Annotated in this window: 36 protein-coding genes; 4 read left to right on the top strand and 32 right to left on the bottom strand. The window is 73.2% G+C overall.

Features of this window, described 5'->3' with window-relative positions:
• Nucleotides 1-69: 69 nt before the first annotated feature.
• The 3 genes from O1G21_RS40165 to O1G21_RS40155 form a co-directional block, all read right to left on the bottom strand.
• Nucleotides 70-816, bottom strand: a complete 747-nt coding sequence (locus tag O1G21_RS40165; protein WP_270151652.1) for a hypothetical protein — start codon at nucleotides 814-816, stop codon at nucleotides 70-72.
• Nucleotides 817-846: 30 nt separating this feature from the next.
• Complete coding sequence (locus O1G21_RS40160) at nucleotides 847-1,518, bottom strand: hypothetical protein (protein WP_270151650.1); 672 nt, start codon at nucleotides 1,516-1,518, stop codon at nucleotides 847-849.
• A gap of 135 nt (nucleotides 1,519-1,653) precedes the next feature.
• Nucleotides 1,654-1,782, bottom strand: a complete 129-nt coding sequence (locus tag O1G21_RS40155; protein ID WP_270151649.1) for a hypothetical protein — start codon at nucleotides 1,780-1,782, stop codon at nucleotides 1,654-1,656.
• Between the two features lie 54 nt (nucleotides 1,783-1,836).
• Between O1G21_RS40155 and O1G21_RS40150 the strand changes: the two genes are divergently transcribed.
• Both O1G21_RS40150 and O1G21_RS40145 read left to right on the top strand, forming a co-directional pair.
• Nucleotides 1,837-2,988: a tyrosine-type recombinase/integrase gene (locus O1G21_RS40150; protein ID WP_333493573.1), complete on the top strand. Its 1,152-nt coding sequence runs from the start codon at nucleotides 1,837-1,839 to the stop codon at nucleotides 2,986-2,988.
• Nucleotides 2,989-3,005: 17 nt separating this feature from the next.
• Complete coding sequence (locus O1G21_RS40145) at nucleotides 3,006-5,435, top strand: tyrosine-type recombinase/integrase (protein WP_270151648.1); 2,430 nt, start codon at nucleotides 3,006-3,008, stop codon at nucleotides 5,433-5,435.
• On the opposite strand, the gene O1G21_RS40140 is transcribed toward O1G21_RS40145, so the two are convergent.
• Nucleotides 5,422-5,898 carry a hypothetical protein gene (locus O1G21_RS40140; RefSeq protein WP_333493572.1) on the bottom strand — a complete coding sequence of 159 codons (477 nt, stop codon included), beginning with the start codon at nucleotides 5,896-5,898 and terminating at the stop codon, nucleotides 5,422-5,424. The two genes, O1G21_RS40145 and O1G21_RS40140, sit on opposite strands and share 14 nt — an antisense overlap.
• Before the next feature lie 95 nt (nucleotides 5,899-5,993).
• Between O1G21_RS40140 and O1G21_RS40135 the strand changes: the two genes are divergently transcribed.
• Nucleotides 5,994-6,476 carry an Imm21 family immunity protein gene (locus tag O1G21_RS40135; RefSeq protein ID WP_270151751.1) on the top strand — a complete coding sequence of 161 codons (483 nt, stop codon included), beginning with the start codon at nucleotides 5,994-5,996 and terminating at the stop codon, nucleotides 6,474-6,476.
• 179 nt (nucleotides 6,477-6,655) lie between these two features.
• Nucleotides 6,656-6,847 (top strand): hypothetical protein, encoded by a 192-nt coding sequence (locus tag O1G21_RS41550; RefSeq protein ID WP_333493571.1) that lies wholly within the window; start codon nucleotides 6,656-6,658, stop codon nucleotides 6,845-6,847.
• Nucleotides 6,848-6,977: 130 nt separating this feature from the next.
• Here O1G21_RS41550 and O1G21_RS40125 read toward each other — a convergent pair whose 3' ends face one another.
• The 28 genes from O1G21_RS40125 to O1G21_RS39990 all read right to left on the bottom strand — a co-directional run bounded on the left by O1G21_RS40125 (nucleotide 6,978) and on the right by O1G21_RS39990 (nucleotide 25,693).
• The gene (locus O1G21_RS40125) at nucleotides 6,978-7,592 is read right to left on the bottom strand and encodes a hypothetical protein (RefSeq protein WP_270151647.1); all 615 of its coding nucleotides are present in this window, start codon (nucleotides 7,590-7,592) and stop codon (nucleotides 6,978-6,980) included.
• A 112-nt stretch (nucleotides 7,593-7,704) separates the two neighbouring features.
• On the bottom strand, nucleotides 7,705-7,947 hold the full coding sequence (locus O1G21_RS40120) for a hypothetical protein (protein WP_270151645.1): 243 nt from the start codon (nucleotides 7,945-7,947) through the stop codon (nucleotides 7,705-7,707).
• Nucleotides 7,948-8,075: 128 nt separating this feature from the next.
• On the bottom strand, nucleotides 8,076-8,315 hold the full coding sequence (locus O1G21_RS40115) for a hypothetical protein (protein WP_270151644.1): 240 nt from the start codon (nucleotides 8,313-8,315) through the stop codon (nucleotides 8,076-8,078).
• 83 nt (nucleotides 8,316-8,398) lie between these two features.
• Complete coding sequence (locus O1G21_RS40110) at nucleotides 8,399-9,127, bottom strand: hypothetical protein (RefSeq protein WP_270151643.1); 729 nt, start codon at nucleotides 9,125-9,127, stop codon at nucleotides 8,399-8,401.
• An 86-nt stretch (nucleotides 9,128-9,213) separates the two neighbouring features.
• Nucleotides 9,214-10,386 carry a DNA polymerase III subunit beta gene (dnaN, locus tag O1G21_RS40105; protein ID WP_270151642.1) on the bottom strand — a complete coding sequence of 391 codons (1,173 nt, stop codon included), beginning with the start codon at nucleotides 10,384-10,386 and terminating at the stop codon, nucleotides 9,214-9,216.
• A 27-nt stretch (nucleotides 10,387-10,413) separates the two neighbouring features.
• Entirely contained in the window at nucleotides 10,414-10,812 is a 399-nt protein-coding gene (locus tag O1G21_RS40100) for an RRQRL motif-containing zinc-binding protein (RefSeq protein WP_270151750.1), read from the bottom strand.
• Between the two features lie 119 nt (nucleotides 10,813-10,931).
• Entirely contained in the window at nucleotides 10,932-11,315 is a 384-nt protein-coding gene (locus tag O1G21_RS40095; RefSeq protein WP_270151640.1) for a hypothetical protein, read from the bottom strand.
• 126 nt (nucleotides 11,316-11,441) lie between these two features.
• Nucleotides 11,442-11,693, bottom strand: a complete 252-nt coding sequence (locus O1G21_RS40090; protein ID WP_270151639.1) for a hypothetical protein — start codon at nucleotides 11,691-11,693, stop codon at nucleotides 11,442-11,444.
• 11 nt (nucleotides 11,694-11,704) lie between these two features.
• Entirely contained in the window at nucleotides 11,705-12,346 is a 642-nt protein-coding gene (locus O1G21_RS40085; protein WP_270151638.1) for a hypothetical protein, read from the bottom strand.
• 116 nt (nucleotides 12,347-12,462) lie between these two features.
• Nucleotides 12,463-13,194, bottom strand: a complete 732-nt coding sequence (locus O1G21_RS40080) for a hypothetical protein (protein ID WP_270151637.1) — start codon at nucleotides 13,192-13,194, stop codon at nucleotides 12,463-12,465.
• Between the two features lie 82 nt (nucleotides 13,195-13,276).
• Nucleotides 13,277-13,636, bottom strand: a complete 360-nt coding sequence (locus tag O1G21_RS40075; RefSeq protein WP_270151635.1) for a hypothetical protein — start codon at nucleotides 13,634-13,636, stop codon at nucleotides 13,277-13,279.
• 32 nt (nucleotides 13,637-13,668) lie between these two features.
• Entirely contained in the window at nucleotides 13,669-13,863 is a 195-nt protein-coding gene (locus O1G21_RS40070) for a hypothetical protein (protein WP_270151633.1), read from the bottom strand.
• Between the two features lie 68 nt (nucleotides 13,864-13,931).
• A complete protein-coding gene (locus O1G21_RS40065; RefSeq protein WP_270151631.1) occupies nucleotides 13,932-15,407 on the bottom strand; it encodes a transfer protein in 1,476 nt (491 codons plus the stop codon).
• Nucleotides 15,404-16,225, bottom strand: a complete 822-nt coding sequence (locus O1G21_RS40060) for a hypothetical protein (protein ID WP_270151629.1) — start codon at nucleotides 16,223-16,225, stop codon at nucleotides 15,404-15,406. Before O1G21_RS40060 ends, O1G21_RS40065 begins: the two co-directional genes overlap by 4 nt.
• 14 nt (nucleotides 16,226-16,239) lie before the next feature.
• Complete coding sequence (locus O1G21_RS40055) at nucleotides 16,240-16,365, bottom strand: hypothetical protein (RefSeq protein WP_270151628.1); 126 nt, start codon at nucleotides 16,363-16,365, stop codon at nucleotides 16,240-16,242.
• 87 nt (nucleotides 16,366-16,452) lie between these two features.
• The gene (locus O1G21_RS40050) at nucleotides 16,453-16,881 is read right to left on the bottom strand and encodes a hypothetical protein (protein ID WP_270151626.1); all 429 of its coding nucleotides are present in this window, start codon (nucleotides 16,879-16,881) and stop codon (nucleotides 16,453-16,455) included.
• Nucleotides 16,882-16,886: 5 nt separating this feature from the next.
• Nucleotides 16,887-19,097 (bottom strand): hypothetical protein, encoded by a 2,211-nt coding sequence (locus O1G21_RS40045; RefSeq protein ID WP_270151625.1) that lies wholly within the window; start codon nucleotides 19,095-19,097, stop codon nucleotides 16,887-16,889.
• A gap of 133 nt (nucleotides 19,098-19,230) precedes the next feature.
• Nucleotides 19,231-19,467 (bottom strand): hypothetical protein, encoded by a 237-nt coding sequence (locus O1G21_RS40040; protein ID WP_270151624.1) that lies wholly within the window; start codon nucleotides 19,465-19,467, stop codon nucleotides 19,231-19,233.
• Nucleotides 19,464-20,000: a hypothetical protein gene (locus O1G21_RS40035; protein ID WP_270151622.1), complete on the bottom strand. Its 537-nt coding sequence runs from the start codon at nucleotides 19,998-20,000 to the stop codon at nucleotides 19,464-19,466. The genes O1G21_RS40040 and O1G21_RS40035 overlap by 4 nt, the downstream gene beginning before the upstream one ends.
• Nucleotides 20,001-20,230: 230 nt before the next feature.
• Entirely contained in the window at nucleotides 20,231-22,309 is a 2,079-nt protein-coding gene (locus O1G21_RS40030) for a hypothetical protein (protein WP_270151620.1), read from the bottom strand.
• Nucleotides 22,310-22,349: 40 nt separating this feature from the next.
• Nucleotides 22,350-22,604, bottom strand: coding sequence for a hypothetical protein (locus O1G21_RS40025; RefSeq protein ID WP_270151618.1), 255 nt, complete (start codon nucleotides 22,602-22,604; stop codon nucleotides 22,350-22,352).
• A gap of 26 nt (nucleotides 22,605-22,630) precedes the next feature.
• Nucleotides 22,631-23,137 carry a hypothetical protein gene (locus tag O1G21_RS40020; protein ID WP_270151617.1) on the bottom strand — a complete coding sequence of 169 codons (507 nt, stop codon included), beginning with the start codon at nucleotides 23,135-23,137 and terminating at the stop codon, nucleotides 22,631-22,633.
• 112 nt (nucleotides 23,138-23,249) lie between these two features.
• Nucleotides 23,250-23,381 carry a hypothetical protein gene (locus O1G21_RS40015; protein ID WP_270151616.1) on the bottom strand — a complete coding sequence of 44 codons (132 nt, stop codon included), beginning with the start codon at nucleotides 23,379-23,381 and terminating at the stop codon, nucleotides 23,250-23,252.
• A gap of 111 nt (nucleotides 23,382-23,492) precedes the next feature.
• Nucleotides 23,493-23,624 (bottom strand): hypothetical protein, encoded by a 132-nt coding sequence (locus tag O1G21_RS40010; protein WP_270151614.1) that lies wholly within the window; start codon nucleotides 23,622-23,624, stop codon nucleotides 23,493-23,495.
• 258 nt (nucleotides 23,625-23,882) lie between these two features.
• Complete coding sequence (locus O1G21_RS40005) at nucleotides 23,883-24,023, bottom strand: hypothetical protein (protein ID WP_270151612.1); 141 nt, start codon at nucleotides 24,021-24,023, stop codon at nucleotides 23,883-23,885.
• A complete protein-coding gene (locus O1G21_RS40000) occupies nucleotides 24,020-24,460 on the bottom strand; it encodes a hypothetical protein (protein ID WP_270151611.1) in 441 nt (146 codons plus the stop codon). Before O1G21_RS40000 ends, O1G21_RS40005 begins: the two co-directional genes overlap by 4 nt.
• 173 nt (nucleotides 24,461-24,633) lie before the next feature.
• Entirely contained in the window at nucleotides 24,634-25,095 is a 462-nt protein-coding gene (locus O1G21_RS39995; protein ID WP_270151610.1) for a hypothetical protein, read from the bottom strand.
• A 64-nt stretch (nucleotides 25,096-25,159) separates the two neighbouring features.
• A complete protein-coding gene (locus O1G21_RS39990; protein ID WP_270151609.1) occupies nucleotides 25,160-25,693 on the bottom strand; it encodes a hypothetical protein in 534 nt (177 codons plus the stop codon).
• Nucleotides 25,694-26,068 lie beyond the last annotated feature (375 nt).

The following is a 26,068-nucleotide window of genomic DNA, read 5'->3' as shown; positions in this document are numbered from 1 at the left end:
GTGAGCCGGGGCCGGGCTGGTGTCGGGTGGTCAGGCGCTGGCGGGTGACGGGCGTCCCTCGGTGGTCGGCTACAGCAGGCCGGCCGAGTGGGCGTCGGCCTCCTGGTCGACGTCGTCCTCGTCGGCCTGGTCGTCGCCGTCGAACGGCTCGCCCGGGCAGAGCTCGGCGATGGCGAGGTCCCGGCCAAGGGCGGCCCACGGGTCGTCGGCCTGGTCGTCGTTGTCGGTGGGCTGCACCGAGTCGGTGGCGGGCGCGTCCAGCAGCGCGACCAGTTCGCTGATGCTGCTCACCCGGATCCGCTCGCCGTCGCGCACGAGCAGGTAGGTACGGGTGCTGTGGCCGTATTGGTCGGCGGGGGCGGGGACGCACAGCAGGTGCGCGCCACCGGGCAGCTCGCACGTCGCGGTGCCGTCCTCGGAGCCGAGCCAGTTGTCGGCCTCGGTCAGGCTGCCGCCGCTGCGGTCGAGGCCGTGGGCACCGGTGGCGGCGCGGTGTGCGGCGTCGGCGGCGACCTCCGCGGCGAGCTGCTCCCTCGACGGCGCCGGGGCGGGCGCTGCGGCGGCGAGGGCGTAGCTGTAGGCGGGGACGCCGAGGCGGTGCCGCAGCGGTCGGCGGAGCTGAGTGGTGGCCTGGTCGGCGAGGCAGGCAGCGAGGCCGGCGGCGGCCGCGGCGAGGGTGAAGCGGGTCTCGGTGGGGCGGGCGGCGAGGGCGCGGTAGGTGGTGAGGCCGGCGGCGGCCGCGGCGGCGGCGATGGCGATGTTGTCGGCGGTGTCGAGGGCGGCGCGGATCGCACGGGTGCGCAGGGTCTCGGTCATCAGGGTTCCTCCTCGGCGGGCGGCGGGTGGTCAGGGCGTGGGTCGGTGGACGGTGGTGAGGAAGTCGGTGGTGGAGGTTCCGGCGGTGCGGGTGGCCAGTGCGGCGGCGAGCCGGTCGCTCGGCTGCAGGTTGGTGCCGAGGTGGGCGCGGGCCGCGGCCATGGCGTCGTCGGCGGTGGCACGGAAGCCGTGTTCGGCGACGGCGAGGTCGACGGCTGCCAGCGCGATCAGGTCGTCGCGGTCGGGCCCGGCAGGGCTGGCGGCGGTCAGCTGGTCGAAGGCGGCCTTCCACTCCCGGTCGGCTCGCTCGCGGGCGGTGGTGGTGCCGAGCGTGGTGGTACCGGCCCTGCCGTGGCCCGCGATCCAGTACCGGACGGGAACCTCGAGCGCTTCGGCGAACAGCACCTCGCGTCGGGTGGACTCGCCGAGGTAGAGGTTCGCGTCGGTGACGACCAGGACCTCGTCGGCGCAGTTGATCTTCGCCAGGTGCAGGGCGTCGAGGCGGGCCTTGAGAGCGGCGGCGGCCGCCGGGTCGGCCCAGAGCGGGTGGGCAGCGCGCATGTTGACTGCCGGGGCGAGCACCATCCGGCCAGCGGCGGTCTCGTGGAACGCAGCTTCGGTCATGGCCTCCCAGAAACGGGTGCTTCCGCAGATCGTGACGGTCGGGGGCAGCAGGTCCGGGACGTCGGGTACGTACGGCAACGGTTCTCCGGTGGGGTAGGTCGGTCGGTTCAGCCGGTCGTTGGCCGGGTGGCCGCGCCGTCCACCACCGCACCCCGCTCCCGGGCCTGGCGGGCGCGGGAGCGGGGTGCGGTGGTGAGCAGCGTCAGTGCCCGGTCAGGCGGCCGCGATGATGAGGGCCGCGACGAAGAGCCACATGACTTGGAAACTCTGGCCAGTTGACTGCACCAACTCGGGCCCGAGCTCGACGGGGCGGTGATGGTTCAAGACCATGCGGACGTGCATGACACTCCTTCACTTCATCGAGATCTGATTGACGGGCGAGCACAGCTGCCTCGGGTGGGTGCTGTGGTTGCGGGCCCCACGCCGTCGCTGCCGTGGCTGGTGGTGGATGCGGCCGATCGGGAGGTCGTCCCCGTCAGCAGCTACCTGCGGGACCGGATGCTGGGCGATGTCAGCCCGCTGACCTGCCGCAGCTACGGCTTCGACCTGCTGCGTTGGTACCGGGTGCTGTGGGCCCTGGACGTGGGCTGGGAACAAGCGACAGAAGCGGAGGCCGCCGCCCTGGTGGGTTGGCTCCGCTCGGCCCGCAATCCGCAGCGGCAACGCAAACGGGGCGGCTTCCAACCTGGTTCGGTGAACCCGACGACCGGCAAGCCGCTGCTTCAGGCTGGGTACGCGCCGGCGACCATCGCCCACAACCTCTCGGCCGTGCACGGCTTCTACGCCTTCCACATGCACTTCGGCCGCGGCCCGCTGCTCAACCCGGTCCCGGAGAACCGGGCCCGCCGCACGGCTCTGGCCCACCGCTCCCCGATCGAGGCCCGCGCCCAGCACAGGCGGGGCCGGCTCCGGCCGAAGGTGTCGGTGCGGCAGCCGCGGGCGATGCCCGAACAGCAGTGGGACGCGCTCTTCGCGCAGATGGGCTGCGCAAGGGATCGGGCCCTGCTGTCCTGCTACGTCTCCTCCGGGGCCCGTGCCTCGGAACTGCTGGGCATCGGCCTGGGCGACGTCGACTGGACCAAGGGTCAGTTGTGGGTGATCTCCAAGGGCACACGGGCCAGGCAGCCGGTTCCGGCTTCCCCGCAGGCTCTGGCCTACCTCGCGGCCTACCTGGAAGAAGCCGGACTGCCGCCGGACGGGATGCCGGTCTGGCGCACTCGTCGGGGCGAGAGCCGGCCGCTCACCTACTGGGCGGCCCGACGCATCATCCAGCGCGCGGACGAGGCGATCGGCGCGAACTGGACCCTGCACGACCTGCGGCACACTGCCGCGACCCGCCTGGCCCGGGACCCGGAACTGACGCTGGTGGAGGTGCAGACCATCCTGCGGCACGCGCATATCACCACCACCGCCCTCTACACCGTGGTCGGGCTGGACGACCTGGTGGACAAGCTCGCCGAGCACTACGCCCGGCCGGTGCAGCCGACGTCCTGGCCGACGCAGTACGCGGCGGACGACATCGAGGCGGTGTTCGGTGCCAGGCAGTAAGGTCGGCGACAGCGCCCGTGAAGGGCCCCACGACCAACCGAGTCCGACGTCATGAGGCCGACGCCGAAGCGCCCGTCGGCAACTTCGCGCCGACCGCCATCGTCCCGGCGCCGCCACCGGCCCCGACTCGGCCGCCTCGTTCTCTCGGCGATTTCAGCCATGCCCCCCTTGAGGAAGTGGCTGCGGCTGTCGGGCGCCACTTCGCGACCTCCACGAACGAGGAGTGGCGACGAAGCCGGGATGTCCGGGAGTTCCTTCAGCGCATCGCGCCGTTCCCGGGCGTGACTTGGCAGGAGCGATGGGAGGCGTCCGGCCTGAACGAACTGAACAGGCCGGTCGGTGACCTCGCGGGCGACGACACGAAGCTGCGCTACCGACTGTTCAGCGGGGCAGGCCATGCCTTCGCCATCAGGCTCATCCGCCCTACCCTGCACTCCTTCCACGCCAACCGGTTCTCCGGCTACACCCGCTGGTTCCGAAGCATCGCGAACGATCCGCAGCTTGAGGACTTCTGCCTGCGCGTCGGGCAGCTGCCCGTCTCGGAGCCGCGTCGGACACGGACGATGCGCGACATCTGCTGCGCGTTGACGGTGTTCGGCATCGATCTGGACGGTCTGACGCCGGAGGCCCTGCTGCACTACGCCGTCGAATGCCGCAAGCACGGGCTGTCCGGAGAGACCCTGCGTTCGGGCACCTTCGCCGGCACCCTGGCCTGGCCTGTTCTCCACGACATGGGGCAGTTCCCGGCCTCGGCCCCGCGCACCCTGCGGGCCGCAGTGACCCGCGGCCAGCTGCCCGTCGAGGAGGCCGTCGACCGCCACAAGCTGGACAACCGCGCCGTCCGCGACCTGCTGGTCGACTACATCACCCGGCGCTCGGCCAGCCTGGACTACTCCACCCAGCGCCAGCTCACGCACCTGCTGGCCAAGGTGTTCTGGAAGACCATCGAGGAGATCAACCCGGAACAGGAAGACCTTCGCCTGTCCGAAGAGGTCTTCACCAAGTGGAAGGAACGCCTGGTCACGCTCCCGAGCGGGAAGCCGAGGCTGGACGTTGACGGACCGCTGATGGCGGTCCGCGCCCTCTACCTCGACCTGCACACCTGGGCGGTCGCCGAGCCGGAGCACTGGGCGACATGGGTCGCACCCTGCCCGGTGAGCGACGCCGATCTGCGCTGGTTCCACTTGCGCAGACGCAGGCTGCAAGAGCGGATGGCCAACCGGACCCGCGAGCGCCAGCCCCTGCTGCCGATCCTGTCCAAGCACGTCAACGACACGTGGGGCCGGCTGCGCGCGCTGCTGGACGCCGCCGAGAGCGTCGCCCCAGGCGAGGAGTTCCAGTTCGACGGCGCCACATGGCTGCGAACGTCGAGCCGGGACGATATCAACCACAACCGCCCGCCGGTCCGTGCGATCAACCGCAGGAGCGGCGAGCTGGTGCGACTGTCGTTCGAGGAGAACCAGGCGTTCTGGCAGTGGGCAGTCGTCGAGACCCTGCGCCTGGCGGGCCTGCGGGCCGAGGAACTGGTGGAGCTGAGCCACCTGAGCGTCCGGCAATACCAGCGGCCCAACGGAGAGGTCGTCGCCCTCCTGGTCATCACCCCGTCCAAGAGCGACCGGGAACGGGTGATCCCGATGTCCGCCGAGCTGTTCCACGTCATCGCCCAGATCATCCGGCGCCACCGCAAGCTGCACGGCACGGTCCCCGTCTGCGCACGCTATGACCTGCACGAGAAGGTCTGGAGCGACGAACTGCCCTACCTGTTCCAGACCCTGCACGGCGGCACCCAGCGATGCATGTCCAGCACCACGGCTTGGCGCATGATCCGCCGCGCCTGCCAGGAGCTGGAGGTCACCCACCCGGAGTTCGTCGGAGTGAAGTTCGCCCCACACGATTTCCGCAGGTTGTTTGCCACCGAGCTGGTCAACAACGGCCTGCCCATCCACATCGGCGCGGCCCTGCTCGGCCATCTCGATATCCGCACCACCCGCGGCTACGTCGCGGTCTTCGACGAGGACGTCATCAGCCACTACCAGCAGTTCCTGGCCCGGCGTCGCGCCGAGCGACCCGAGGAGGAATACCGTCGGCCCAGCCCCGAGGAATGGACGGAATTCGAGGAGCACTTCGACAAGCGGCGGGTCGAACTCGGCTCCTGCGGCCGGCCTTACGGAACGCCCTGCGCGCACGAGCACGCCTGCATCCGCTGCCCGATGCTCTCGGTCAACCCGAAGATGATCCCGCGGCTCGATGAACTGGAGCAAGATCTCCTCGCACGCCGCGATCGGGCTACCGCCGAGGGCTGGCAGGGTGAGATCGAAGGACTCGACCTCACCCTCACCTTCCTGCGGAGCAAGCGCGAGCAGGCGCGACGCTTCCAGCGTCAGGGCCCCGTCTCGCTCGGACTCCCGGTGATTCCTCATCAAGAACCCCAGGTCACAGACGTGTGATCAGCAGCGCCGAGACGAGCAGTGCTACGGAATGCAGGGCCTGATCTGCCAAATACATTCCATTGAGCCCGGCCGTCCGCAGCTCGGCGAAGTCCGGCGAGCCAGTGCGCTGCAGCAGCCAGCGCACCGGCCACCGCCGGTCCAACACGGCATGGGTGGCCGCAGACCAGGCGAACCCGGCGGCCAAGCCGGTCATCGACAGCGGCAGCGGGATGAACAGCCACACCAGGGCGAGAAGCGCGGCAAGGACCAGGTGGTACTGGCCGACGTGGGCCAGGCACGCGGCCCATCCCCGGCGAGGGCTCACCCCGGCGGCCACGTCCTCGGCCGTCGGCGCCCCCTTGTTTGCGGCCTGGTGGTCACTCTGGCCGAAGACGTGGTCGGCCACGTTGTGGCCGACTGCCAGCACGGCCCAGGTCGAGCCGAATGTCGCCAGCGTGGTCAGCTCTTCGATGCTGGTCACCGTGCACCCCCGACCGCCACGGGCTCGAGGCTGCGGTGTCCGATCCGGCGCATACGCTGTCGCGACGGAACGGAGATCTTGGAGCTGGAGGCGGCATGTCCTTGACGTGGCTGGAGACAGAGGGCGGCCCGTTCATCGTGGTTCCACGCGATGCTCTGTCGCACTGGTCGGGAACGGAGGGCGACTACGACCGGGCCTGCGAGGTGGTGGAACTGGTCGGTGTCCTCGCTCTCCCTGGTGACGTCGAGGCGCTCGTCCTCGGGGATGAACCGCTCTCCACCGCCTACCTTCCCGAGCACCGAGTTCTCGTCCGCTGGTGCTACGCAGAAAGCGAGGAAGGCGTCGCTGACATCGTCCTGGCCGGCCTTCCCACCGCCGAGTGGGAAGAAGGACCCGTACTGAAAACCACGGGCGAGCTCGTCATGTTCGACGCCGCCTACTTCGGCACCGAGGTCGGGACACTCACGGACAGCACTGTTCTCGAACTCGGCGCCGGCAGCTACCGAGTGGACTCGGCAAGCATCGAGCCCGACCGCCTCACGTCCTTTCGCGTCCACCGATTCGTTGAGCTGACCTGACCCGACGTTGGTGCAGAGAAGGCCGAAGGCGTGGGCGCCGGTGCCCAGGGTCGGGGCGTACAGGCCCTTGGCGTCGACGGGGTGGTGCTTGTGCGCGGGGGTGCCCAGGCTCATGAACTCGGTCTTGTTGGCGACCCGGGCCAGTGCCAGGCCAATGTGGTCCGCCTGTCGGCCCACCAGTGGGTTCCTGCGTCGACGGCCAGGCCGAGCAGCAGGCCCGCCGTGGTGAGGTGAAGGTCGAGGACCAGGGCGGCCGGGAGCAGCAGCCGTGCTTGGTGCAGGCCCAGCGGCCGACCCGGCCCGGCATCCCCTTGTGGGCTGACTGGCACGAGCTCTGGACCCAGTGGTCACCGACCTGGTGGCCGGCGTAGAGGGCGATGAAGACGACTGCGAACGTGGCGGCGGCGAGCACGGGGTTCCTCTCTTCGTGGGCAGGCAGGAGCGCCCCCGCCCGCCGGGCCTGGAGCGGCTCGGCGGGCGGGGGTGCGGTGGTGGGCAGCGTCAGTGCCCGGCTTCTTCGTGCTGCTCGCGGCACCCGCACGTCGGAGCGGGCTCCCAACCGCCGGGGGTGCGCCGACCGATGGGACCGGCCCCGGGGATGCCGCTGCCGCCGCAGGTGGTGCAGGAGGCGTCGGCTCCGGGGTCGAGCGCCCACTCCAGGCCACAGGAGTGGCAGCGGGCGCAGTCGGCGAAGTCGTCGCTGTCACGGGCCGGTTCGCCGTACTCCTCGGCGCCGGGTGTGTGGCAGCGCGGGCAGGTGATCGTGTACCGCCTGGCCCGGGCGTGGGCGAGGGGGTCGGCGACGACCGCGAGCAGCGCCTGGTAGTTGGCGGCCTCGATCTCGGCGACCTGGTGGGCGAGCGCGAGGGCGTACTCGCGGGTGTGCTGGTAGGCGGCGGCGCGGCCGATGTCCCAGACGGGCCGCCAGCCGCCGTCTTCGCCCTCGATCCAGGCGCGCAGACCGACCAGGGCGCCGTCGGTCACCGCCCACCCGGTGCCGGTCTCGTCGCGGCGCACGACGACCTCGCCGTACCCGCCGACCGGGCCCTGGGGGATCGGCACGCGGAACTCGACGGCCAGCTGCAGCTGCTGCTCCACGGTCAGGGTGCTGCTCATCCTTCTCCTTCGTTCGTGCGGGGGTTCGTGTCTGGTCAGCCGGCGATGGTCGGGCGGGCGTGTCTGACTGGCTCGGGGGCGGGGCGCGGTGGTGGGCAGCGTCCGGGTGCGGTCAGTCCAGTCCGGCGCGCAGCTTGTCGGCCTCGGCCTGGGCGAGGGCGGCGGCCTCGGGGTTGATGCTGGCGCCCCGGGCGGCGGCTTCGGTGTAGAGGCGGATGAGGGCCTGGCGGGTGGCCTGGTCCAGGGGCGGCAGGGGGCGGCCGTCGCGCTTGGCGGCCCACCGGGCGGCGAGCGGCTCGAGGTCGGAGAGGTTCGCCCGGTACTGCGGGGCGGCTGGGTCGGGGCTGGTCGGCATTGGTCCTCCGGTGTGCATGCGGTGGGGTCCGGCCGGGCGGCCGCGCCGCGCACCACGGCGCCCGCCGTCCCGGCCTGGATGGCTCGGGGGCGGCGGGCGCGGTGGTGGGCAGCGTCAGTGCCCGGACGTCAGTGGACGGCGCTCCAGATGAGCAGCAGGATCACGGCGAGCCCGATGAGGACGGCCTTCGGCGAGATGCTGGTGGTGGACTCCAGGCGCCGTATCTCGGCGTGGATGGCGTCGCATTCGGCCTGGATTCCGGCGTGGGCTTTGCTGCCGGGGGTGAGGCCGGACAGGATCGCCGAGCGGTGGTGGAGCTTCTCGTACAGGGCCGCGATCTGTGCGTCGCGGGAGATGGCCAGGGCCACGGCGGGTGCCTCTCGGTCGGCAGGACAGGACGGGGATGGGACGGTCGGGCCGGTGCGCTGGGGCACCGGCTCGACCGGAAGGGTCAGTGCTGGTCGAAGGGCGAGCCCGGCGCGGGGACGGCCGGCCGGGGCCGGGGCATCCTGGGCTCGGGGGCCTGGACGGTGATCTGCGGCTGAACCTCGGTGCGGTTGATCACCATCGGGCGCAGGCTGAACGAGATGCCGCGCAGGGCGAACAGGGAGAGAAGCGCGATGGCCGCGGCGGCCAGGCCGACGGCGACCGGGCGCCCGTTCTCGGGGGCGGCGGACCAGATCATGGCGAGCGTGGCGGCCGACCAGGCCGTCCAGCTGGCGCGGGCGACGGCGCTGCGGGTGATGAAGGCGAGCAGCGCGGCGAGCAGGCCCAGGGTCTTCCACAGGCCGTAGGCGGTGGCCGGGGTGAGCGGGTAGGCCTGGTGGGCGATGAGGTAGGCGTGGATGGGGCCGGTGACGGCGATGCGCAGGCCGTCGCCGCCGGCGGGCAGGTCGTGGGGCAGGTGCACGGCGTCGATCACGGCGGCGGCCGCGTTGAGCAGGATGCCGCCGACCGTTCCCACCACCAGGACGGCGAGGGCGATGGCGACCAGGTAGGCCAGGGCGCGCACCCACGGCTCGGCGCCGCCGAAGTCGTCGAAGCCGGCCGCCAGCTCGCGGCGGCGCCGGTCGAGCCAGCCACCCGGTGCGGTCAGGGCGCGGACCCGGCGGCCGGCGGCCTCGCGGACGCTGGTGCTCGGCTGCTCCTGGGGGGCGGTGGGCTCGGTGTACTCGTTCACGGGGTGCTGCTCCTGTTCGGGTTGGTGTGCCTGGAGTTGGTGCCGGGGCCCGCCCCGGCGGTGCGGGGCGGGCGGGTCGGGTGGGATCAGCCGTTGAGGCGGATCGGCATCAGCAGGTGCTGGTAGTCGGTGTCGGCGAGTTCGCCGGAGTGCCCGGTGAGCAGGGCGGGCTTGGTGGCCGACGTGGCGTGCAGGCGGGCCTCGGGGGCGGTGAGCGCCTTGAGGGCGTCGGCGAGGTAGCCGGGGTTGAACGCGATCGTGGCGCCGTCGAGGTGGCCGGTGGTGTTGCAGGGGATGCGGTCGACGGCGTGGGCGTCGTCGCCGTGCCCGGCTTCCAGGAGCAGCTGCTGTCCGTCGTCGGTGACGGTCAGGCGGACCGGGGTCTTGTCGGAGGCGACCAGGGCGACGCGCTTGAGCGCGGCCAGCGCCTCGTCGGTGGGGACGGTGACGGTCAGCTCGGCGTCGGCGGGGGTGGGGAACACGCCGCGGTGGCGCGGGAAGTCGCCGTCGAGGAGCCGGGTGCCGATGGAGGAGCCGGCGGTGGTGAGGGTGAGCTGGCCGTCCGACCAGCCGACGGCGACCGGGTGCTCGCCGGTCATCGCGCGGGTGGCCTCGGCGAGGAACTTTGCCGGGATGAGGACGGCGCCGTCGTCGGCCTCGTCCTTCTTCTTGCCGGTCTTGGGCTTCACGGCCGGGAGAGTGCCGGTGGGCTGGACGGTCAGCTCGCGTACGGCGAAGCGGTAGCGGTCGGTGGCGGCCAGGGTGATCCGGTCATCTTCCAGGAGCAGCTGCACGGCGGTCAGCACCGGCAGGCTCTCCTCGGTGCTCGCGGCGACGGCGACCTGGGCGACGGCGTCGGCGAGCGTGTCGGCCTGGACGGTGAGCACGGTGTCCGGCACGCCGGGCAGCTGCGGGTACTCCTCGACCGGCAGGGTCGGCAGGGTGAAGCGCGCGGTGCCGGAGGTGACGAGCAGCCGGGAGCCGGACAGCTCGATGTCGACCTCGGCCGCCTTCGGGAGGGTCTTGCAGATCTCGTTGAGGAGGCGGCCGGAGACCAGCGTGGTGCCGTCGTCGGCGATCTCCGCGTCCACGCGGGTGGTCGCCGCAGTCTCGTAGTCGAACGCCGCCAGGTGCAGGCCGCTCTCGTCGGTGCGCAGCAGGATGCCGGCGAGGACCGGGACCGGGGGGCGGGTGGGCAGGGCGCGGGCGGCGAAGGCGACGGCCTCGGCGAGCGGAGCGGCGAAGACGCGGAGCTTCACGGTGTCCTCCAGGACGGTGGCGGTGGGTCAGGCGCTGGTGAGGGCGGCGAGTTGGTCGCGCTCGTCGTCGGAAAGCTCGCTGCACGGCACGCAGGAGCCGAGGGTCTTGAGCGGGAGGCATGCGTCGTAGCGGGTGCGGCACAGCGGGCAGGTCTGGCGTGCGGCCATCGCGCGGTCGAGGGCGGCGGCGCGGCCCGGCGTCATCGGCCGTACGGGCAGGGCCTGGTCGATCCGGTAGAGGTAGGCGATCCGGCGGCCCTTGCGGCAGACGACCTGCGCGGCGGGTTCCTGGCCGCCGGGGCGAAGGCCCAGGGCGCGCAGCTGGCGGCGGGTGTGCAGGCCGGGGTCGGCGTAGCGCCAGGGCCAGGTCGGCAGGCCGCCGTGGTGCTCACCGGAGGGGTCGAGGTCGGATGCGCGCACGGCCAGGGTCTCCTTGTCTGCTGGGTGGGCGTCGGTGCCGGCTGCGGATCGGAGGTGGTCGGTGCGCCGCTGCCCGCCCCGGCCGGGGATCCGGTGGGGCGGGCAGCGGCGCGGTTGGGTCGGCGTCAGTCGTGGACGGCGGGCAGGGCGGCGGGGGCGTTGGTCTTGGTCTGCCGGGCCTGGGCGGCGAGCCAGGCGCCGGCGGCGGTCATCAGCCGGCCGTCGCCGAGGGCGTCCAGGGGCGCGGTGTCGATGTCGTGCATCAGCTCGGCCGGGTGGAGCGGCCGCATGAAGACGACCGGGGCGAAGCGGATGACTTCCTGGGTGGCCAGCACGAGCAGGTCGGCCTTGTCCTCGAGGTAGTGGCTGTCGGCCAGGACCTTGCAGATCTGGGTGTGGTCGGGGTTGCCGGTCAGGTAGCGGTCCATGTCGCGGAACAGGACGTAGGTGCCGCGGGCCGGCTTGGCGGAGGCCGGGGTGGTGGCGGAGTGGGCGGCGGGCTGCTGCATGGTGCGGTCCCTCTCGTCGGGCGGTTCCGGCCGGTCGGCCGGGCCCGTCCCCGGACGCGCCGCGCCCGCCCGGCCTGGGTCGGCGGGGCGGGCGCGGGGCGGCCGGAGGCGAGGCCGGACGGCCGGTCAGAACATCGGAAGGGCCTGCGCGGCGGGCGTCACGGCGGCCGAGGTGTCCGGGGTAGCGGGCTCCGGATCCCATTCGATGCGGGAGTCCGCCCAGTTCATCTCCAGCATGTCCTCCAGTGAGAGCCAGCTGACGAGGGTTCGGCCGCCGAGCTCCATGGTCATGCGGCCGTCGGGGTGGAGCGTGCAGTCCTGGGGCTCGCACCCGTCGGTGTGCACGCGGAAGCGGCGCGGGCCGGTCGGGTCGGTCATGTCTGTCCCTTTCAGCCGATGTTGTTGGTGATGGAGCCGCGCCACCCGGCGGACTGGCGGCCGATGTGGGTCTGGTGGGTGCGGTGGACCAGGGCGAGCACGGTGCCGGTCGCGGACGCGCCGTCGCCGCTGGCGCTGGCGCCCGTCCCGGACACGGAGCCGGAGGCGACCGAGCGGAGCTTGCCGAGCAGGCCGGCGACGCCGAGCACTACGGCGGCGACGAGGATGGCGGCCCACTTGAGGAGTTCGCCGAGCTGGCTGGCGTGCGGGGCGACCTCGGCGACGGCCGCGCCCAGCATCCAGACCGCGCCGCCGGCGGCCAGGGAGGCGATGGAGCCGTACAGGACGTACTGGCGCACCGCGAGGGACAGGCCCGGGTCGACGGGCTGGGCGGCCGCGGGGACGGGGGCCTGGGCGTCGATGGCGCGGCGGTGGTCGGCCAGGCGGGCGGCCATGGCGTCCAGGTGGGCGCTGACGTCGAAGACGGGCACGGCGACGGCCTGGCCGTCGACGAGCGCGGGCACGCACGTGGCGTCCCCGCAGTCCGGGCCCAGCGGCACGGCGACGATCTGCCCGTCCATGTTCGTCGGCACGTAGCCGCGCTCCAGGAGGATGACCTGCGAGTCGTTGTTCGGGGTGTCGGTGCCGGGCATGGCGGTCTCCTTCGGGGGATGAGGGCGGGGGCGCCGCGGCGCCTTCTGGGGCCGCCGGACCCGCCCGACACCCGGGCCGGGTCCGGCGGCCCCCGGAGAGGCCGGGAGCGGGCGGGCTACTGCTCGGGGGTCCAGGTGCGGAACAGGCGGGCGGGGGCGGCCGGGTGGGGGGCGTGGGTGCCCAGGCCCGGGGTGAGGCGGGCGGTCATGGTGACCTGGTGGGCGTGCCGCAGGGCGGTGGTGGTCAGCGGGAGCGGGGGCTGGAACACCACGCCCCAGGTCTCGATGCGCAGGCTGAACCCGGCCAGGCGGCCGGTGCGGGCGATCTCCTCGGCCAGGCCCACCGTCTCCTCGTTGGTGGACAGGTGGGGCCAGTCGCCGAGGGTGATGGTGATCAGCGGCCGGTCGGGGGTGGGGGAGTAGGCCGTGCTGTCGCTGGGGTCGCCCAGGCGGCCGCGCAGCAGGCCGACCGCTTCGCGCAGCAGGGTGATGGTGTCGGCCTTGGCGGTGGCGGTACGGGCGGCCAGGCCCGGGCGGGCGCCGTAGGGGTCGGCGACCCACGGCTCGGTGAGCGGGCAGGCGTGCTCGGCGGCGACCAGGTGGTCGATCAGCGTGCTGGACCCGGCACCGGCGCGGGCGCTGATGTGCAGGTGCACGGCGCCGTTGCTGTTCCACAGCGGCACCCGGGCCACGGTGCCGTCGGCGTAGCGGCCGATGGCGACGGTGCCGGTGGCGGTGTCGATGAGCTGGTCGGCCGGCGGGCGGGGCGCCAGGTCGGCGAGCTGGGCGGTCTCCTCGTGCTGGCGGGTCAGGTCGGCGTAGCGGGCGAGTGCGGCGGCGGAGGTCACGACGTGTGGTGTCCCTTCGGTAGACGGGTCGTGCCCGCCGCCCTGTGGTGGGCGGCGGGCACGGTCGAGGTGGCGAGGATGGTCAGTCGGGGAGGCCGGTGGTACGGCCGGCGGCGAGGATCTCGCGGATCAGGCGGAACGCCTCGGGGGAGTGCTTGCCGGTGCGCGGCTGGCCGAACAGGAGCGCGGCCTCGTCGGCGACGAAGACGAGCTGGCGGGGCGGGCCGGGCAGCAGCTCGGGGCGCCGGGGCGCGGCGGGCAGGGCCCTGAGGAGCCGCGGCTCCATCAGGGCCCGGTGGGCGGCGAGCGTGGTGAGGGCGTCCTCGACGGTGCCGGCCGGGTGGAGCCGTACGCGCGGGTCGAGGGATGCCTGGGCGAGGAACAGCTCGATGGAGCTGACCTGGCCGGTGATGAGCGGGATGTGGGCGGGGCGGGTGTTCACGGCGGTTCCTTCCGGACGGTGGTGGTGGGTGGTCAGACGCGGATGCTGCCGATGAGGTGGACCAGGCCGGTGAGGAGCTGGCTGATGGTCGGGCCCAGGCCGGTGCTGGCGAGGGTGAAGCCGAACAGGATGAGGGTCAGGCCGGAGAGGATGCGGACGGCTCCGCTGCGGTAGAGGAAGACGGTGATGATGCCGAAGACGAAGGCGAGGGACGCGGAGACGACCACGGGGGCTCCAGGGCAGGACGGGTCCGGGGCAGCCGCGTCGGGCTGCCCCGGACCGGGGTGGCGGGGTGTCAGCTGGGCAGGGTGTAGCGGCCGGCGCCGAGGGCGACGAGCCGGTCGGCCTTGGCGAGGGCGGTGAGGTTGTTGCGCAGGACCGGGGCGCCGACGGGCTTGCCGCCGTCGGCGTTGACGGCGGCGAACAGCTCGTCGAAGTCGAGCGCCTGCTGGCCGTCCTCGTCCTCGTCGGCGTCCTCCAGGGCGCGGACGATGCGGGCGGCGACGGTCGCCTTGCCGGTGCTGGCGTTCTTCTGCTCGGCGGCGGCCTGCTCGGCCAGGCGCTTCGTCTCCTCCTTCGCGGCCTCGACCAGGTGGGCGGGGCCGTCGCCGTCGCGGGTCAGGTACGCGGCGCCGGCGGCCTCGTGCGAGGTGGCCTCCAGGTGGGCGGGCTCGCCCGGCCCGTACAGGTCGAGGATGAGCGGGTCCAGGCCCTCGACCTCGTGCATGGAGCCGACCGGGAAGAACCGCATCATCGCGGTCGGCCGGTCGGAGCCGAGGAGATAGGCCATGCCGCCGGTGTTGCCTCCGGGCTTGGGCTTGACCATGCCGCGGGCGGAGGCGAACCGGGAGCGCAGCAGCGGCGGCCCGCTGCGCTTGGGGATGGGGACGATGTGCGTGCCCGGGGGCAGCAGGCCGTCGGAGACGAGTGACTGCATCATCGAGCTGGACCAGCGCAGCAGGATGGTCTCGCCTTCCTTGAGCATGCCGCGCAGGGTGTCGGAGCCGCCGAGCTCGTCCACGTGCGAGGCCTGCGCGGCGATGGAGATGCCGACGCCGACCGAGCGGCCGGTGCGGCCGAGCTCCTTGATCAGAGCCGCGACCTTGTCCCGGTACGGCGCGCCCTTCTCCAGCGCCCGGTTCGCCTCGTCGATCCGCACGCTCAGCAGCGGGTCCGGCCGGTTGATGATGAACGAGCTGCGGCCCATCGCGGCGTAGCGGCGCATCCGCTCCTCGGCGACGCGCACCGCCGCCTGGAGCATCGCGAGCAGGCCCTCCTGGGTGGTGACCCGCCAGTCGACTTGACCGGCGGCCTCCGGGACCGACTGCCCGCCCTTGAGGTCGGCGAGCCAGGACACGATCCCGGAGCGCTTCTCGGCGGCCAGGATCAGCTGCAGCGCGCGGGACTTGCCGGCGCCGGTGGTGCCGAACAGGGCGCCGCGCTGCGCCCCGGAGCCGGGGACGTAGAGGCGGATCTGGGCGGGCTGGCCGTCGTGGTAGCGGCCCACGGTCAGCCAGCCCTGCGCGTCGATCACCAGGTCTTCGCCGCGGACCGGCTCCAGCTTCTCCAGCGGCGGGTCGCGGTAGATGGTGACCAGGGCGCGGGTGAGGCCGTCCGTCTCGACCGCCATGCAGGAGGTGTCGAGGATCTCCAGGGAGGAGGCCAGGGCCCGCAGATCGTAGGTGAGGAGCTTGCCGGGAGGGACCTGGACCTCCAGCTCCATGACGTCGACGTCCAGGCCGAGCGGCGCCGGGGCCATGGTGGTGGTCATTCGGGGCGCAGCACCTCTTCCATCTCGCCGGTCTTGGTGTTGCCTCGCCGGATGGCGATCAGCTGGGAGTGGGGCATGGCGCCGGGGGCGATCTCCTTCTCCCAGCGGGTGAACGGGTCCATCTCCTGCTGGGCGACGTCGGCGCCGGTGCGCTCGGTGACGACCAGCTGGCGGCGGCCGGCGCCGTGGCCCTTCACCGGCTTGATGGAGATGAACTCCTCGGGGATGTTGGTGATCGCCGAGATCGCGGCGATCGGGATGTCCGGTACCGGGCGGCCGCCTTCGGCGACGATCTGCGCCCGCCATTCGGTGCGGCCCTCGACCGCCGCGTGCTCGAGGAAGGTGCCAGCTGCCGGGGACCGGTCCATCTGCGCCCACTGCGCCCAGGAGCACACCAGGTGCTCCGCCGGCGTGGTGGGCACCAGGTCTTGCGGCCGGTAGTCCGGGGTGGCCGGGACGGCGGCGCTGGGGCGGACCAGTTCGCGGGCCAGGTGGGAGGGGCGCTGCCACCAGGTGACGCCCGCCCAGACGGCGACGGCCAGTCCCTCGCCCCAGTGCACGCCCGGGATGATCCGGAAGGCGACCATCTCGCCGAGCAGGATCGCGGACGGCGTCGCGTACAGGGCGCTGAGGACGCCGGGGGTGCTGCGCCGCCAGGGCTGGATGGAGACGGCGGCGGACAAGGCGGTGGTGCCGAGGACGACCGGGGTCGCGACGGGCAGCACGTGCGGGGTGAAGATGCTGGCGGTCAGGGCTGCGGCCCCGGCCGCGGTGGCGGCGCGGCCCGCGAGGTGGCGGGCCCGGTCGAGCTTCGGCACGGCGGGTTCTCCTCTCAGTGGGTGAGGCGGGCGTAGAGCTCGCCGAGCAGCCACACGGCGCCGGCGGTGACGACGAGGGCGGCCAGCAGGCGGGCGGGCAGGGTCTGCGGCTTGGTGGTGTCGCGGCTGTCGCGGGCCACGGGGGCGGTCCTTCCGGGTGCGGGTGCGGCGCTGCCCGGCACCGCAGGTACGCGGTGCCGGGCAGCGGGCGGGGCGGTGAGGGCGGGTCAGCGGTTGGCGTAGAACTCGCGGTTGGCCGGTTCGACGGGCATGTTCTGGAACGCCTCGGCGACGGCGCCGTAGTCGGCCTGGTGCGCGGCGGAGGCCTCGTCGAACAGCGACGACATCTCCTCGCACTCCTGGGCCATGGTGGTGGCGTTGGCGAGCGCGCCGCGCATGATGTTCGCGGCCTCGTGGTGCTCGGCGACGGTGCCGGCGTCGACGTCCATGCCGGAGGCCATCTCGGCGAGCTGGTCGACGGACGCGGCGCAGTCGCCGACGTACTCGAACGTGGACTTGGCCAGGGCGGCCATGTGGCGCAGGGCCAGGCCCGCCTTGGCGAGGCGGGCGATCAGGATGCCGTAGCGGACGCCGTCGGCGACGACCTCGACGGCGGCGCCGACGGCCTGGCGGGTAGCGGGCAGCAGGTCGGACACGCGCTCTACTCCTTGTGGTAGTCGGTCTCGGCCGGAGCGGCGTAGCCGTGGTCACGGGTGACGTCGGCGGGCCGCCGGTGCTTGGCAGCCGCGTTGTCGGCGGCGGTCTTGATGGCCTCGGACGCGGCCGGCAGGGCGGCGGCCAGGGCCTCGGCCTCGCTCTTGACCCGGCCGGCCTTCTCCAGCAGCCGGTTGCAGTAGCCGAGCAGGCGGCCGGGGATCTTCAACTGCATCACCTGGGCCTTGAGGTTCTCCAGGTGGTGCTCCAGGTCCTCGCACGCCGACGCGGCTTCCTTCGCCTCGTCGACGCGGTCGAGGATCTCCTCGGCGGCGGCCTCGTCGGCCTCCACCAGGTCGTAGATGTTCAGTTCGGAGTCGGCCGACGGCGCGTAAACCTCGACGGATGCGGTCATGTGGTTCCTCACGGCGGTGGTCGGGCCGCCCCCGCCGGTCACCGGGGCGGACCCGGTGGAGGCGGGGAGGGCGGCGGGCGGGTCGGGCGGCGGGGGCTGCTTGGGGATGCGCTCCAGGGTGATCGTGGTCTCGTGGACCATCCCGGGCGGCCGGGTCGCCCGGCCCCGGTGGGCCGAGGGCCCCGTCCCGGTCCACGTGCCCGACGACCTGGCGCCCGCCGTGGAGCCGGTGGCGGAGGTGCGGGCGTTGGTGCGCTCCCAGCGGGCCCGCGTCCCGGCCTTCGCGGACGCGGTTCCCGTCGCGGACGGGCCGCCTGCGGCCGGACCGGAGGCCGGGCCCTTGGCCCCGCGCTTCGGCCGCTTGGCCCAGGCGGCCTTGGCCTTCGCCGCTGCCCGCTTCACGTACACCCCCGGGCCTTTGCCCGACCTGGCGGTCTTGGTCTTCTTCGCCTTCGCGGTGGTCGCCTTGGTCGTCGAGGCGCCGGGCGCCTTGCCCTTGGTCGGCGGCTTCACCCCGGCCTTGGTGGAGCTGGCCGTCGTCATCTTCGGCGTGCCGGACCCGGTGGCCGCCGTCGGCTTCTTCTCCTCCTTCTTCTTCTTGGACTTGGGCTTGCGCTTCTTCGGCGCGCGCCAGACCGGCGTGTGGTTCTTGCGGCGCTTGTCGAGGCGCCGCTCGGCCTCTTCGCTGATCGCCTCGCCCAGCGTGGTGCGCCGCCCCGGCTCCGAGCCCGACCCGCTGCCGGTGCCGCGCTTCTTGCTGCCGCTGGTGGAACCGCCCGAGCCCCCGCCCTTCTTGGAACCGGACGACCCGCCCGAGCCGGTGCTGGACGAGCCGCCGGAGCTCTTCTTCGACCCAGCGGTGGAGCCGCCCGCCGCCGAGCCGCCGGAGCCGGCGCCCTTCTTGGAACCGGACGACCCGCCCGAGCCGGTGCTGTCCTTCCCGTTGGCGCCGGACTTGCCGTCGGTGTTCCTGCCGTCCTTGTCCTTCTTGCGCTTCGACCGGTCCGGCGTGGCACCGGTCTCGTCGCGCTGGCGGTCCGCCAGGCCGCGGCCCCGGCCGGGCGAGCGGCCGGCCCGTGTCGCCAGGCTGGCGTCCGGCCTCGGCCGGTCCGGGCCGCCTCCCGTCTTGCCGCCCGGGCCGCGCTGCTGCGCGCCGAGCCGGTCGCCGCCCTTGCCGGGGCCGGTCTGGCTGGAGCGGAACGTGGCGGGTACCTGGGCGGAGCCGCGGCCGGCCTGGCCGCCGCTGCCGCCGGAACGGCCACCACCGCCGGAACCTCCGGCGGTGCCTTGGCGCTGGCGGGCCTGCTGGCCCCACTCCGGGCCGGACTGGACCCGGCCGCCGCCCGCCGTGGTGGAGGACTTGGCGGCCTTGGCGTCCTTCGCCTTCTCCGCCACCGCCTCCTTCACCTGGCCGGCTCGGGCCTTGATCCAGGACGCGACGCCGGCCGTGCCGCGGGCCGCCGCGAGGGCGATGGCGGCGAAGGTGACCATCGACAGTGCGACCGTGTCGCGGACCGGGGCCGGGCCGCCTCCCCCGCCCGGCGCGGGGGAGGCGGAGGGGGTGGCGACGGCCGTCTCCCCGCCCCCGGCGGTGCTCTCCGGCAGGGTCGCCGGAAGGACGGCCGGGGCCGCCGCACGGCGGTGGCGGACCTGGGGGAAGGAGGGCGGCGCGGCCGGGGCAGCGGGTGCCGCGAGCGCCGGGGGAGGTGCCGGCGCGGGGGTGTTCGGGGTCGGCCCGATGGGCGGGCGCAGACCGATCCGGGGGTGCAGGGTGACCACGTTTCCGTCGTCGGAGTCGCTCAACTCGCCCTCCTCTCGATGTTGACAGTCAGTCACTGGTCTGGGAACCTCGCGCGCGCGCGTCGCGCGCGGGCCTTGGGGCCCCGTGATGAGCTCGCGGAGCCGGTGATGATGATGATTTCGGGGCCCGCCCCGGTCACCCTCCGTGCTGGTTGCACCAGGCGTCGAGGTACTGGGCGAGCGCGTACCACTTGGTCGGATCGCCGTTCTTCTCGGCGAATTTCGCGATCGCGCGGGCCCGGTCGAGCACCACTGCGGCGAGCTCCTGGTCGCTCTTCGCGGCGTCCTGGCGGTCCTTGTAGAACTTCGTCAGGTTCGCCAGGCGGCGCTCCACCGCCTGGCGCGCCGCCTTGTCGAGCGCCGTGCCGCTCACTGGCCGGTGCCCGTCTTGAACATGTCGAAGACCGGCGGGTAGGCGGGCTGCGCGGGCACACCCGCCGCCGGCTGCCCGGCCTGCTCGCCGCCCTGCCCGGTGGCGTGGGCCGCCATCTGGCGGACCAGGTCGTTGACGTTGCCCGCGGTACGGGCCACCTGCGCGCCCCGGCCGGACTTCTCCAGCGCCTTGGCCTCGGCCTTCGCCTCACGCCGCTTAGGCAGCTCGACGTAGATGTCCTGGTAGGTGGCGCGCAGCTTCGCGGCCAGGGTGATGATCGCCTGCGCGTGGCCCTCCATCTGGTGGAGCAGCCGGGCGGTCTTCCAGGCGTGGTAGCCGGCCTGGAGCTTGTTGTCGCCGGCGGGCGGGTTGTGCTTGAGGTCGCCCTGGAGGTCGTTGGCCAAGGCGCGGAAGTCGTCCCGGTGGTCGCGGAAGATGGCCCGGATCTGGTCGGTGTACATGGCCATCCCGCCGGGGGCGAGCAGCTGGTCGGACTTCCATCCGAAGTCGTTGGTGTCGTCGTCGTAGGCCACGGTGGCCGTCCTTTCACACGCTGAGGGGGAAGGTGTCGACCCGGGCTCCGGCCGGATGCACGGGTCATAGGGTGGTGCTCGGTGCCTCGGCACCTTCGGCGGTCACCAGGGCGAATCCCGCGCCCTGGTGGCCACCGGAGAGACCGACGTGGTGTTGCTCTCCGTGACTGGCTGCGCTGGGCCGCGACCCGTTCGCCGCGCTGCTGGCAGCGGTGGAAGCGGTCCGGTTCTCAGCCGGTCTGCGCGTAGCGCTCGCGGGCGGTTTCAAGGCGGCGCCAGGCGGTGGCCTGGCTCTTGCCGGTGAGCTTGATCGCCTCGTCGAGTGAAACCGTGTCCGCGCCCTGACGGCGGATCATGAGAGTCACCAGCGAGGTGACCTGAGCCTCGATCTCCGCCTCGCTGGCGGAGGGGCGCTTTCCGCTTTCACCGCCGCGCTTGACCAGCGCTGCGCCGCGTCCGTTTTCACGGCCGCTTTCACGGTCCGACCTGGCGTTTTCAGCGGCGGTCGGGCCGCTTTCAACGAGCCTCATCGGACGGCCGTTCTCACCGTTCCAGCTTTCAGCCGGGTCGGTTTCGGAGATGCCGGGCTCTCGCGGGTCGAACGGGTCGACCGGTGAGAGCGGTGAAACCGCTGCGCCCGGCTCGGTGAGAGCGGCCCCGGCGACTTCCGCGCTCTCACGGACCCCGGCGGCCGGGGCGGTTTCACCGCCGCCGTTCTCGCCGTGCTTCCCCTTGTCGGTGATCTTGTGGAGGCGCCACATCACCCACGGGGCGATGGCGGCGACGCCCACGATCAGCCACCACAGAGCGTGACCCTTGTCCGGGCCGGCCTTCACCACGCCGATCAGCCCGGCGTTGGCCAGGTGGTAGGTCGCGTTGGCCAGCACCATCAGGATCAGCGCGCCGGGCACGTCCCGGTGCCGGCGGAACGCCTGGACGACGTAGACATCGATGCCGAGCGGCAGCGCCCACGCCACCCACCACGGCCAGCCGGCCAGCTGCGCCAGCTCGAACTCGCCGGACGCGGTGAGGGTGATCGTCGCCCACAGGGCGATCTTCGGTCCCCACGTGTCGGTGCGGTCCTCCCGCACCCGCTGGCGCTCGATCAGCTCCTCGGCCTTCGCGGCCTCCGCCCGGCAGGCGTCCACCCGGGCCTGCGCCTCGGCGTGCTGACGAGCGCCCTCGGCCAGCACCTCGCGCACCCGCTGCTCGGCCCGGGCCACCGCCGCGTCGGCCTCCGTCTTGGCCTGCGCCCGGTGCTCCTTGGCCTCCGTCTCGGCCTTCGCGACCACGCCGGACGCCTGGGCCTGCGCCCGGGCCATCACCTCGGCGACGTCCTCCTCGGCCTGCGCGCGGGCAGCGTCCAGGACCTGGTCCGCCTCCGCGCGGCGCTGCTCCGCCTCGGTCTCGGCCTCGGCGGTCAGGTCCGCGACGCGGCCGCGGGCGTCGTCGAGCAGCCGGGCGGCCGCCTCCTTCGCCTCGTCGACCTCGCTGCGGGCCTGCTCGCGCAGCTCGGCGGCCTCGGTCTCGGCCTCCTCGCGCATCCGGGCCGCGGTCTCCCGCCGCTCCTTCGCGTCGGCCTCGGCCACGGCGACCAAGTGCTCGGCGCGCTGCTTGGCCTCGGCGACCAGGTGCTCGGCGTGCTCCGCCGTGGCCCGCGCCTCCTGCTCAGCCTGCGCCTTGACCTGCTCGGCCTCGGCGACGATCTGCTGCGCCCGGTCGCGGCCGGCGGCCACAATCCGGTCGTACTCGGCCTCGGCCTCGGACTGCAGCTTCTCGGCGGCCTGGCGGCGCCGGGCCACCGTCTGCTCGGCGGCGGTCAGCTCGCCGTCGGCGATCGTGCGGGCCCGGGCCACCGTGTCCTCGGCGGCCTGGACCTGCTGCTCGGTCAGCGCCGTCAGGCGGGCGACCGCCTGCTCGGCGGCGGTGCGCCGCCGGATGGCGTCGGCGAGTTCCTCGCGGGCGCCGGCCAGCTGGTGCTCCAGGTCGGCGGTCGCCGCCGTCGCCTGCTGCTCGGCGCCGGCCAGCACGGCGTCGGCCTCGGCCCGGATCTGCTCCGCCCGCGCCTCGGCCTGGGCGACCTGCTCGCGAGCCTGCGCGAGCAGCTGGTCGGCGTCGGCCTGCGCGGCGGTACGCAGCTGCTCGGCCTCGGTGCGGGCCGCGTCCAGCAGCGCGTCAGCGGCGGCCAGTTCGGCGGCCGGGTCGCGGGGGGCGGGCACGGCGGTGTCGGCCGGGGCGGTCTTCGTCGTCGGGGCGGCGGGCTTGGCCGCGCTGGTGCGGCGGGCGGGGGTGCGGGTGCGGGCAGCCACGGCGGGCTCCTCCTCTATATACGGGCGCGGGGAACGCGGGTCAGCGGTGGAGCCAGGCGACGCGGTCGGCGGTGCCGTCGGCGTCCATCACCAGCCGGACGTAGCGGGCGACCTCCTCGCCCCGGGCGCAGCAGCCGCGCCAGGTGAGGGCGGCGCGCAGCGTGCCGGTGCGGAAGGTCTCGGCGGCCTCCTGGTCGCCGCCGGCGATCTGGGCCTTGATGTCGCGGGTGAGCTCCCGGTGGCCCCGGAGCTCGGTGAGGGTGTCGGAGATGACGCGGCGCAAGCGCTCGAACATTGGGGTCTCCTCTCCAGTCCCGCTGGTCAGGCCGGCTGGCCAGCGCGATAGTTGATGTAGGTGCCGCCGAGCAGCTCCAACAGGGCGGGCAGGCTGGCCACCGGCTCCACGTCCCGGGCGCTGCGGCTGCCGATCAGGCAGATCCGCTCGCACTCCGGGAAGTAGTGGGCCCGGCCGGTGCGGAGCTTGGTGCGGCCGGGGTGGTAGTGCAGCCATCGGTCGGCGCCGAGGTGGTGGACGGCGCTGCCATCGGGGTAGCCGGTCCAGCGCTCGGTCATGGCCAGGCCGAGCACGTTGTCCGGGTCGAAGCTCCGCTCGGCGAAGTCGGCGGCCCGGCAGACGGCCTCCTCGCGCGCACCGGCGTCGACGTGACGCAGGACCGCGGGCAGGTCGCCGTCGACCGGCGGCTCGGGCGGCGTCCAGCCAGCGGCCTGGACGGCGAGGATGGTGACGGCCTCCGCCAGCTCGCACTCGAGGTCGAGCAGACGGCGCTGGAACGTCGTCCAGGTGCTGGTGCGGATCAGACGGAACACGGAGGTCCTCCTCGTGATCGGGTCGGTGCGTCGGGCACCGTCGAACACCGCCGCGCCCCGCTCCCGTGCTGGTGGGGGCGGGGCGCGGCGGCGAACGACAACAACCGGCGGGCTACTTCTTGTCGGCCTTGCCGGTGAGGTTGATGCGGACCCGGGAGGCCGGCCTCACGTCCTTGCCGCCGGCCTTACCGGTGAGGTTGATGCGCACACGGGACTGCTGCTTCGGGTCCTTCTCGTTGGCCATCACGGCCCCTTTCTGTGAGCACGGTGCGTCGGGCACCGTCGAACACCGCCGCGCCCCGCTCCCGTGCTGGTGGGGGCGGGGCGCGGCGGCGAACGACACCGACCGATGCGGTCAGGACTGGGCGTCGCGGGCGTCGAGCTCGTCCGTGTAGGCCGCGTACTCGGCCTGGTCGGCCTCCTCGTAGTCGCGGTGCATCTGCTCCAGCCCGGCCTGCCAGGCGTCGTACTCCTCGGTCGTCCTCACGGGCGGTCCCTTCTCGTGTCGTCGCTGGGTGCTGGCTACTGCTGCTGTCCGCCGGCCTTCTCGGCCTGCGCGCGCTGGTGCATCTCGCGGGCCCGGCGCAACAGTTCGTCCATCTGCCGCTTCGTCCGGGCCTGGTCCTCGGGGCTGCTCACCGGCCACCGCCCTTCTTCGAGGTGATCGGCGGGTTCGGGTCGGCGGGCTTGCTGCCCTTGCCGTTACTGCCGCCGTACGAGCGGCAGGCGGTGGGGTCGGTGCGGGTCACTGCCCACTTCCCTGCTGCTGGCGCAGCTGCTCGGCGAGCTGCCGCTCGGCGGCGCGCTGCGCCTCCAAGGCGGCCTGCTGGGCGGCGATCTGACGCTGGAGCTCGGCGGCGTTGTCGGAGAGGCTCATCGCGATCACCCGGCCAACGGCAGGTCGCGGAGGCCGTCGAACGCGCGGCTCGCCGTGGCCGGGCAGAGCGGGCGGGCCGGTGCCGGGGCAACGCGGATGGTGTCGGCGAGCGCGTCGAGGTCGATGGGGTCGGCGGTGCGGCGGGCGGGGCGGGCGATGCCGGCCGTGTGCTCGCGTCGCTGGCGGCTGGCGCGGGCGACCATGTGGTCGAGGAGGAACAGGAGGGCGTCGAGGCCGCGCATGCCGTCGGGCAGGCCGTACTCGACGGCGTGCGTCCACACGTCCTGGGTGACGTCCTCGTCGAGCTCGACGGCGGAGGGGCTGATGGCGGCGAGCCGCTCGGTCGCGGCCGCGAGGAGCCGGCAGGAGTAGCGGGTGTAGAGGTCGTCGATGGTGCCGCTGCTCACCTGGGTGGTGTCGACGGAGAGTGCCATCATGGTGGTCACGGTCGTGTCCTCTCGTCTTCTACGGGTTGGGTGGTGCGACCGGCGACGGCCCCGGGGCGCAATCCCGGGGCCGTCATCTGCGTTCTGGCTGCTGTACGAGCAGCCACGGCCGCCGCCCACCCCGTAGTGCTCGGGGTCGGGCGACGGCCGTGGTCGTTCGTGCTGTTGGTGGGTCAGGCGGCGGAATGCAGCGTGCTCAGGTGCGCGAGGACCCACCGGCTCCGGGGGCGGGGGAGCGGCCCATGGTCGGTGCGGTCCACCGCGTCGGTCGCGATCTCGGCGACGTCGGTCGGGTCGGCGGCGGTGTCGAGCCGGCCCGTTGCAGTCACCGGCGGCCGGTTGTGGAGGCGGCCCACGAGGATCTCAGCGTTGACGTCCAGCGTGTCCAGGAGCTCGGTGAAGGAGCGGCCGGTGCAGGCGAGCTCCGCCGCGTGCAGCCACAGGTCTCCGCACAGGTCGTCGACGGTGTCGCTGGCGGTGTCCAGGCCGGCCTCGTCCATGAGGTCCTGCACCAGGTCCCGCAGGACGGTCGAGTACCAGGTGTAGACCTCGGCGACCGTCTGGCTGGGGGTGTCGGGCATCGCGATCTCCTCGTGGTCGGTGTCGCTGCGGTGGTTGCTGTACGGGCGTGCCACGGCCGTCGCCCACCCCGTGGTGCTGGGGTGGGCGACGGCCGTGGCAGTTCGTGCTGGCGATGGATCAGGCGGCGGGACGCAGCGTGGTCCTCGGGGCCTCGATGCCGCGGATCGGGCCGATGGCGCCGCTGAGCGGATCCGCCCGCCGGTCGTTCGTGTCCTTGACGGCGGGCTGCAGCTTCTTCCACTGCTCGGTGCGCTCGCTCGCCGTGTGCTCGACGGCCGGCCGGGGGGTGGCCATGAGGTGGACCGGGCCGGGCACGGCGGGCAGTGGCTTGTAGTGCTGGCGGGCCGCGCGGCGCGTCTCCGCCGGCAGCGCGTCCAGCTCCTGGCGCCGGAGGTTGGCGAACCAGCGCTCCGGGGTGAGGTCGGCTTGGACCTGCCGGTTGCCGCCGGGGCAACGCTCCCCGTTGTCGCGTCCGTGCTGGATCACCTTGAGGTCGGTCTTACCGACGACGCGGTGCCAGCTGTGGCACTCACGGCAGACGATGGAGAGCTGGACGCCGGGGCACATGTTGATGTCGGCCGGGTTGAGCTTGCTGAGCTGAATCGGCTCGCAGCCGTAGGTGCGGCGGGAGCGGGCGCGGTAAGTCGACATCTGATGCCTCCCGGGGAAGGTCGAGGGGGAAGAGGGGAGAGGTTGCTGCTCTCTCCGCCCGCCAGGGCTGGCCCGTTGCCGGGGGTCCTGGCGGACAGGCAGTGCAGCAGCACTGCTCAAAGGTCGTTCGGTGTTGCTATTCGGTACAGCTGTCCGACGTGGGGGAGCTAGGGCATCGACCCCTTGTCACCGAAGTGACCGCCACCGCCCGAAGGCGGGTGACAACCGCTGTTTTGCCGGTGGTACTCATGTGCCACCAAAGACCCAAACTTTGGTACCTAAGTCTCGGTGACGTTGAGAACCGTACGCAGGTTGGTGACTACTCGTCAAGCGCTTTGGTACTCAAGTTTTCTGGCTCGGCACCAAAGTCTTCGC

Source organism: Kitasatospora cathayae, from assembly GCF_027627435.1.
Lineage (GTDB): Bacteria > Actinomycetota > Actinomycetes > Streptomycetales > Streptomycetaceae > Kitasatospora > Kitasatospora cathayae.
Note: the sequence above shows the minus strand (reverse complement) of the source record. Positions and strands in the feature narration are given on the sequence as shown.

Bases quoted from the DNA above. Each gene is read 5' to 3' on its own strand.
- O1G21_RS39990 (WP_270151609.1), bottom strand. From the start codon at position 25,693: ATGTCGACTTACCGCGCCCGCTCCCGCCGCACCTACGGCTGCGAGCCG.
- O1G21_RS40095 (WP_270151640.1), bottom strand. From the start codon at position 11,315: ATGCAGCAGCCCGCCGCCCACTCCGCCACCACCCCGGCCTCCGCCAAG.
- O1G21_RS40025 (WP_270151618.1), bottom strand. From the start codon at position 22,604: ATGTTCGAGCGCTTGCGCCGCGTCATCTCCGACACCCTCACCGAGCTC.
- O1G21_RS40165 (WP_270151652.1), bottom strand. From the start codon at position 816: ATGACCGAGACCCTGCGCACCCGTGCGATCCGCGCCGCCCTCGACACC.
- O1G21_RS40015 (WP_270151616.1), bottom strand. From the start codon at position 23,381: ATGGCCAACGAGAAGGACCCGAAGCAGCAGTCCCGTGTGCGCATCAAC.
- O1G21_RS40065 (WP_270151631.1), bottom strand. From the start codon at position 15,407: ATGACCACCACCATGGCCCCGGCGCCGCTCGGCCTGGACGTCGACGTC.
- O1G21_RS40090 (WP_270151639.1), bottom strand. From the start codon at position 11,693: ATGACCGACCCGACCGGCCCGCGCCGCTTCCGCGTGCACACCGACGGG.
- O1G21_RS40120 (WP_270151645.1), bottom strand. From the start codon at position 7,947: ATGCCGACCAGCCCCGACCCAGCCGCCCCGCAGTACCGGGCGAACCTC.
- O1G21_RS40155 (WP_270151649.1), bottom strand. From the start codon at position 1,782: ATGCACGTCCGCATGGTCTTGAACCATCACCGCCCCGTCGAGCTCGGG.
- O1G21_RS40125 (WP_270151647.1), bottom strand. From the start codon at position 7,592: ATGAGCAGCACCCTGACCGTGGAGCAGCAGCTGCAGCTGGCCGTCGAG.
- O1G21_RS40085 (WP_270151638.1), bottom strand. From the start codon at position 12,346: ATGCCCGGCACCGACACCCCGAACAACGACTCGCAGGTCATCCTCCTG.
- O1G21_RS40135 (WP_270151751.1), top strand. From the start codon at position 5,994: ATGTCCTTGACGTGGCTGGAGACAGAGGGCGGCCCGTTCATCGTGGTT.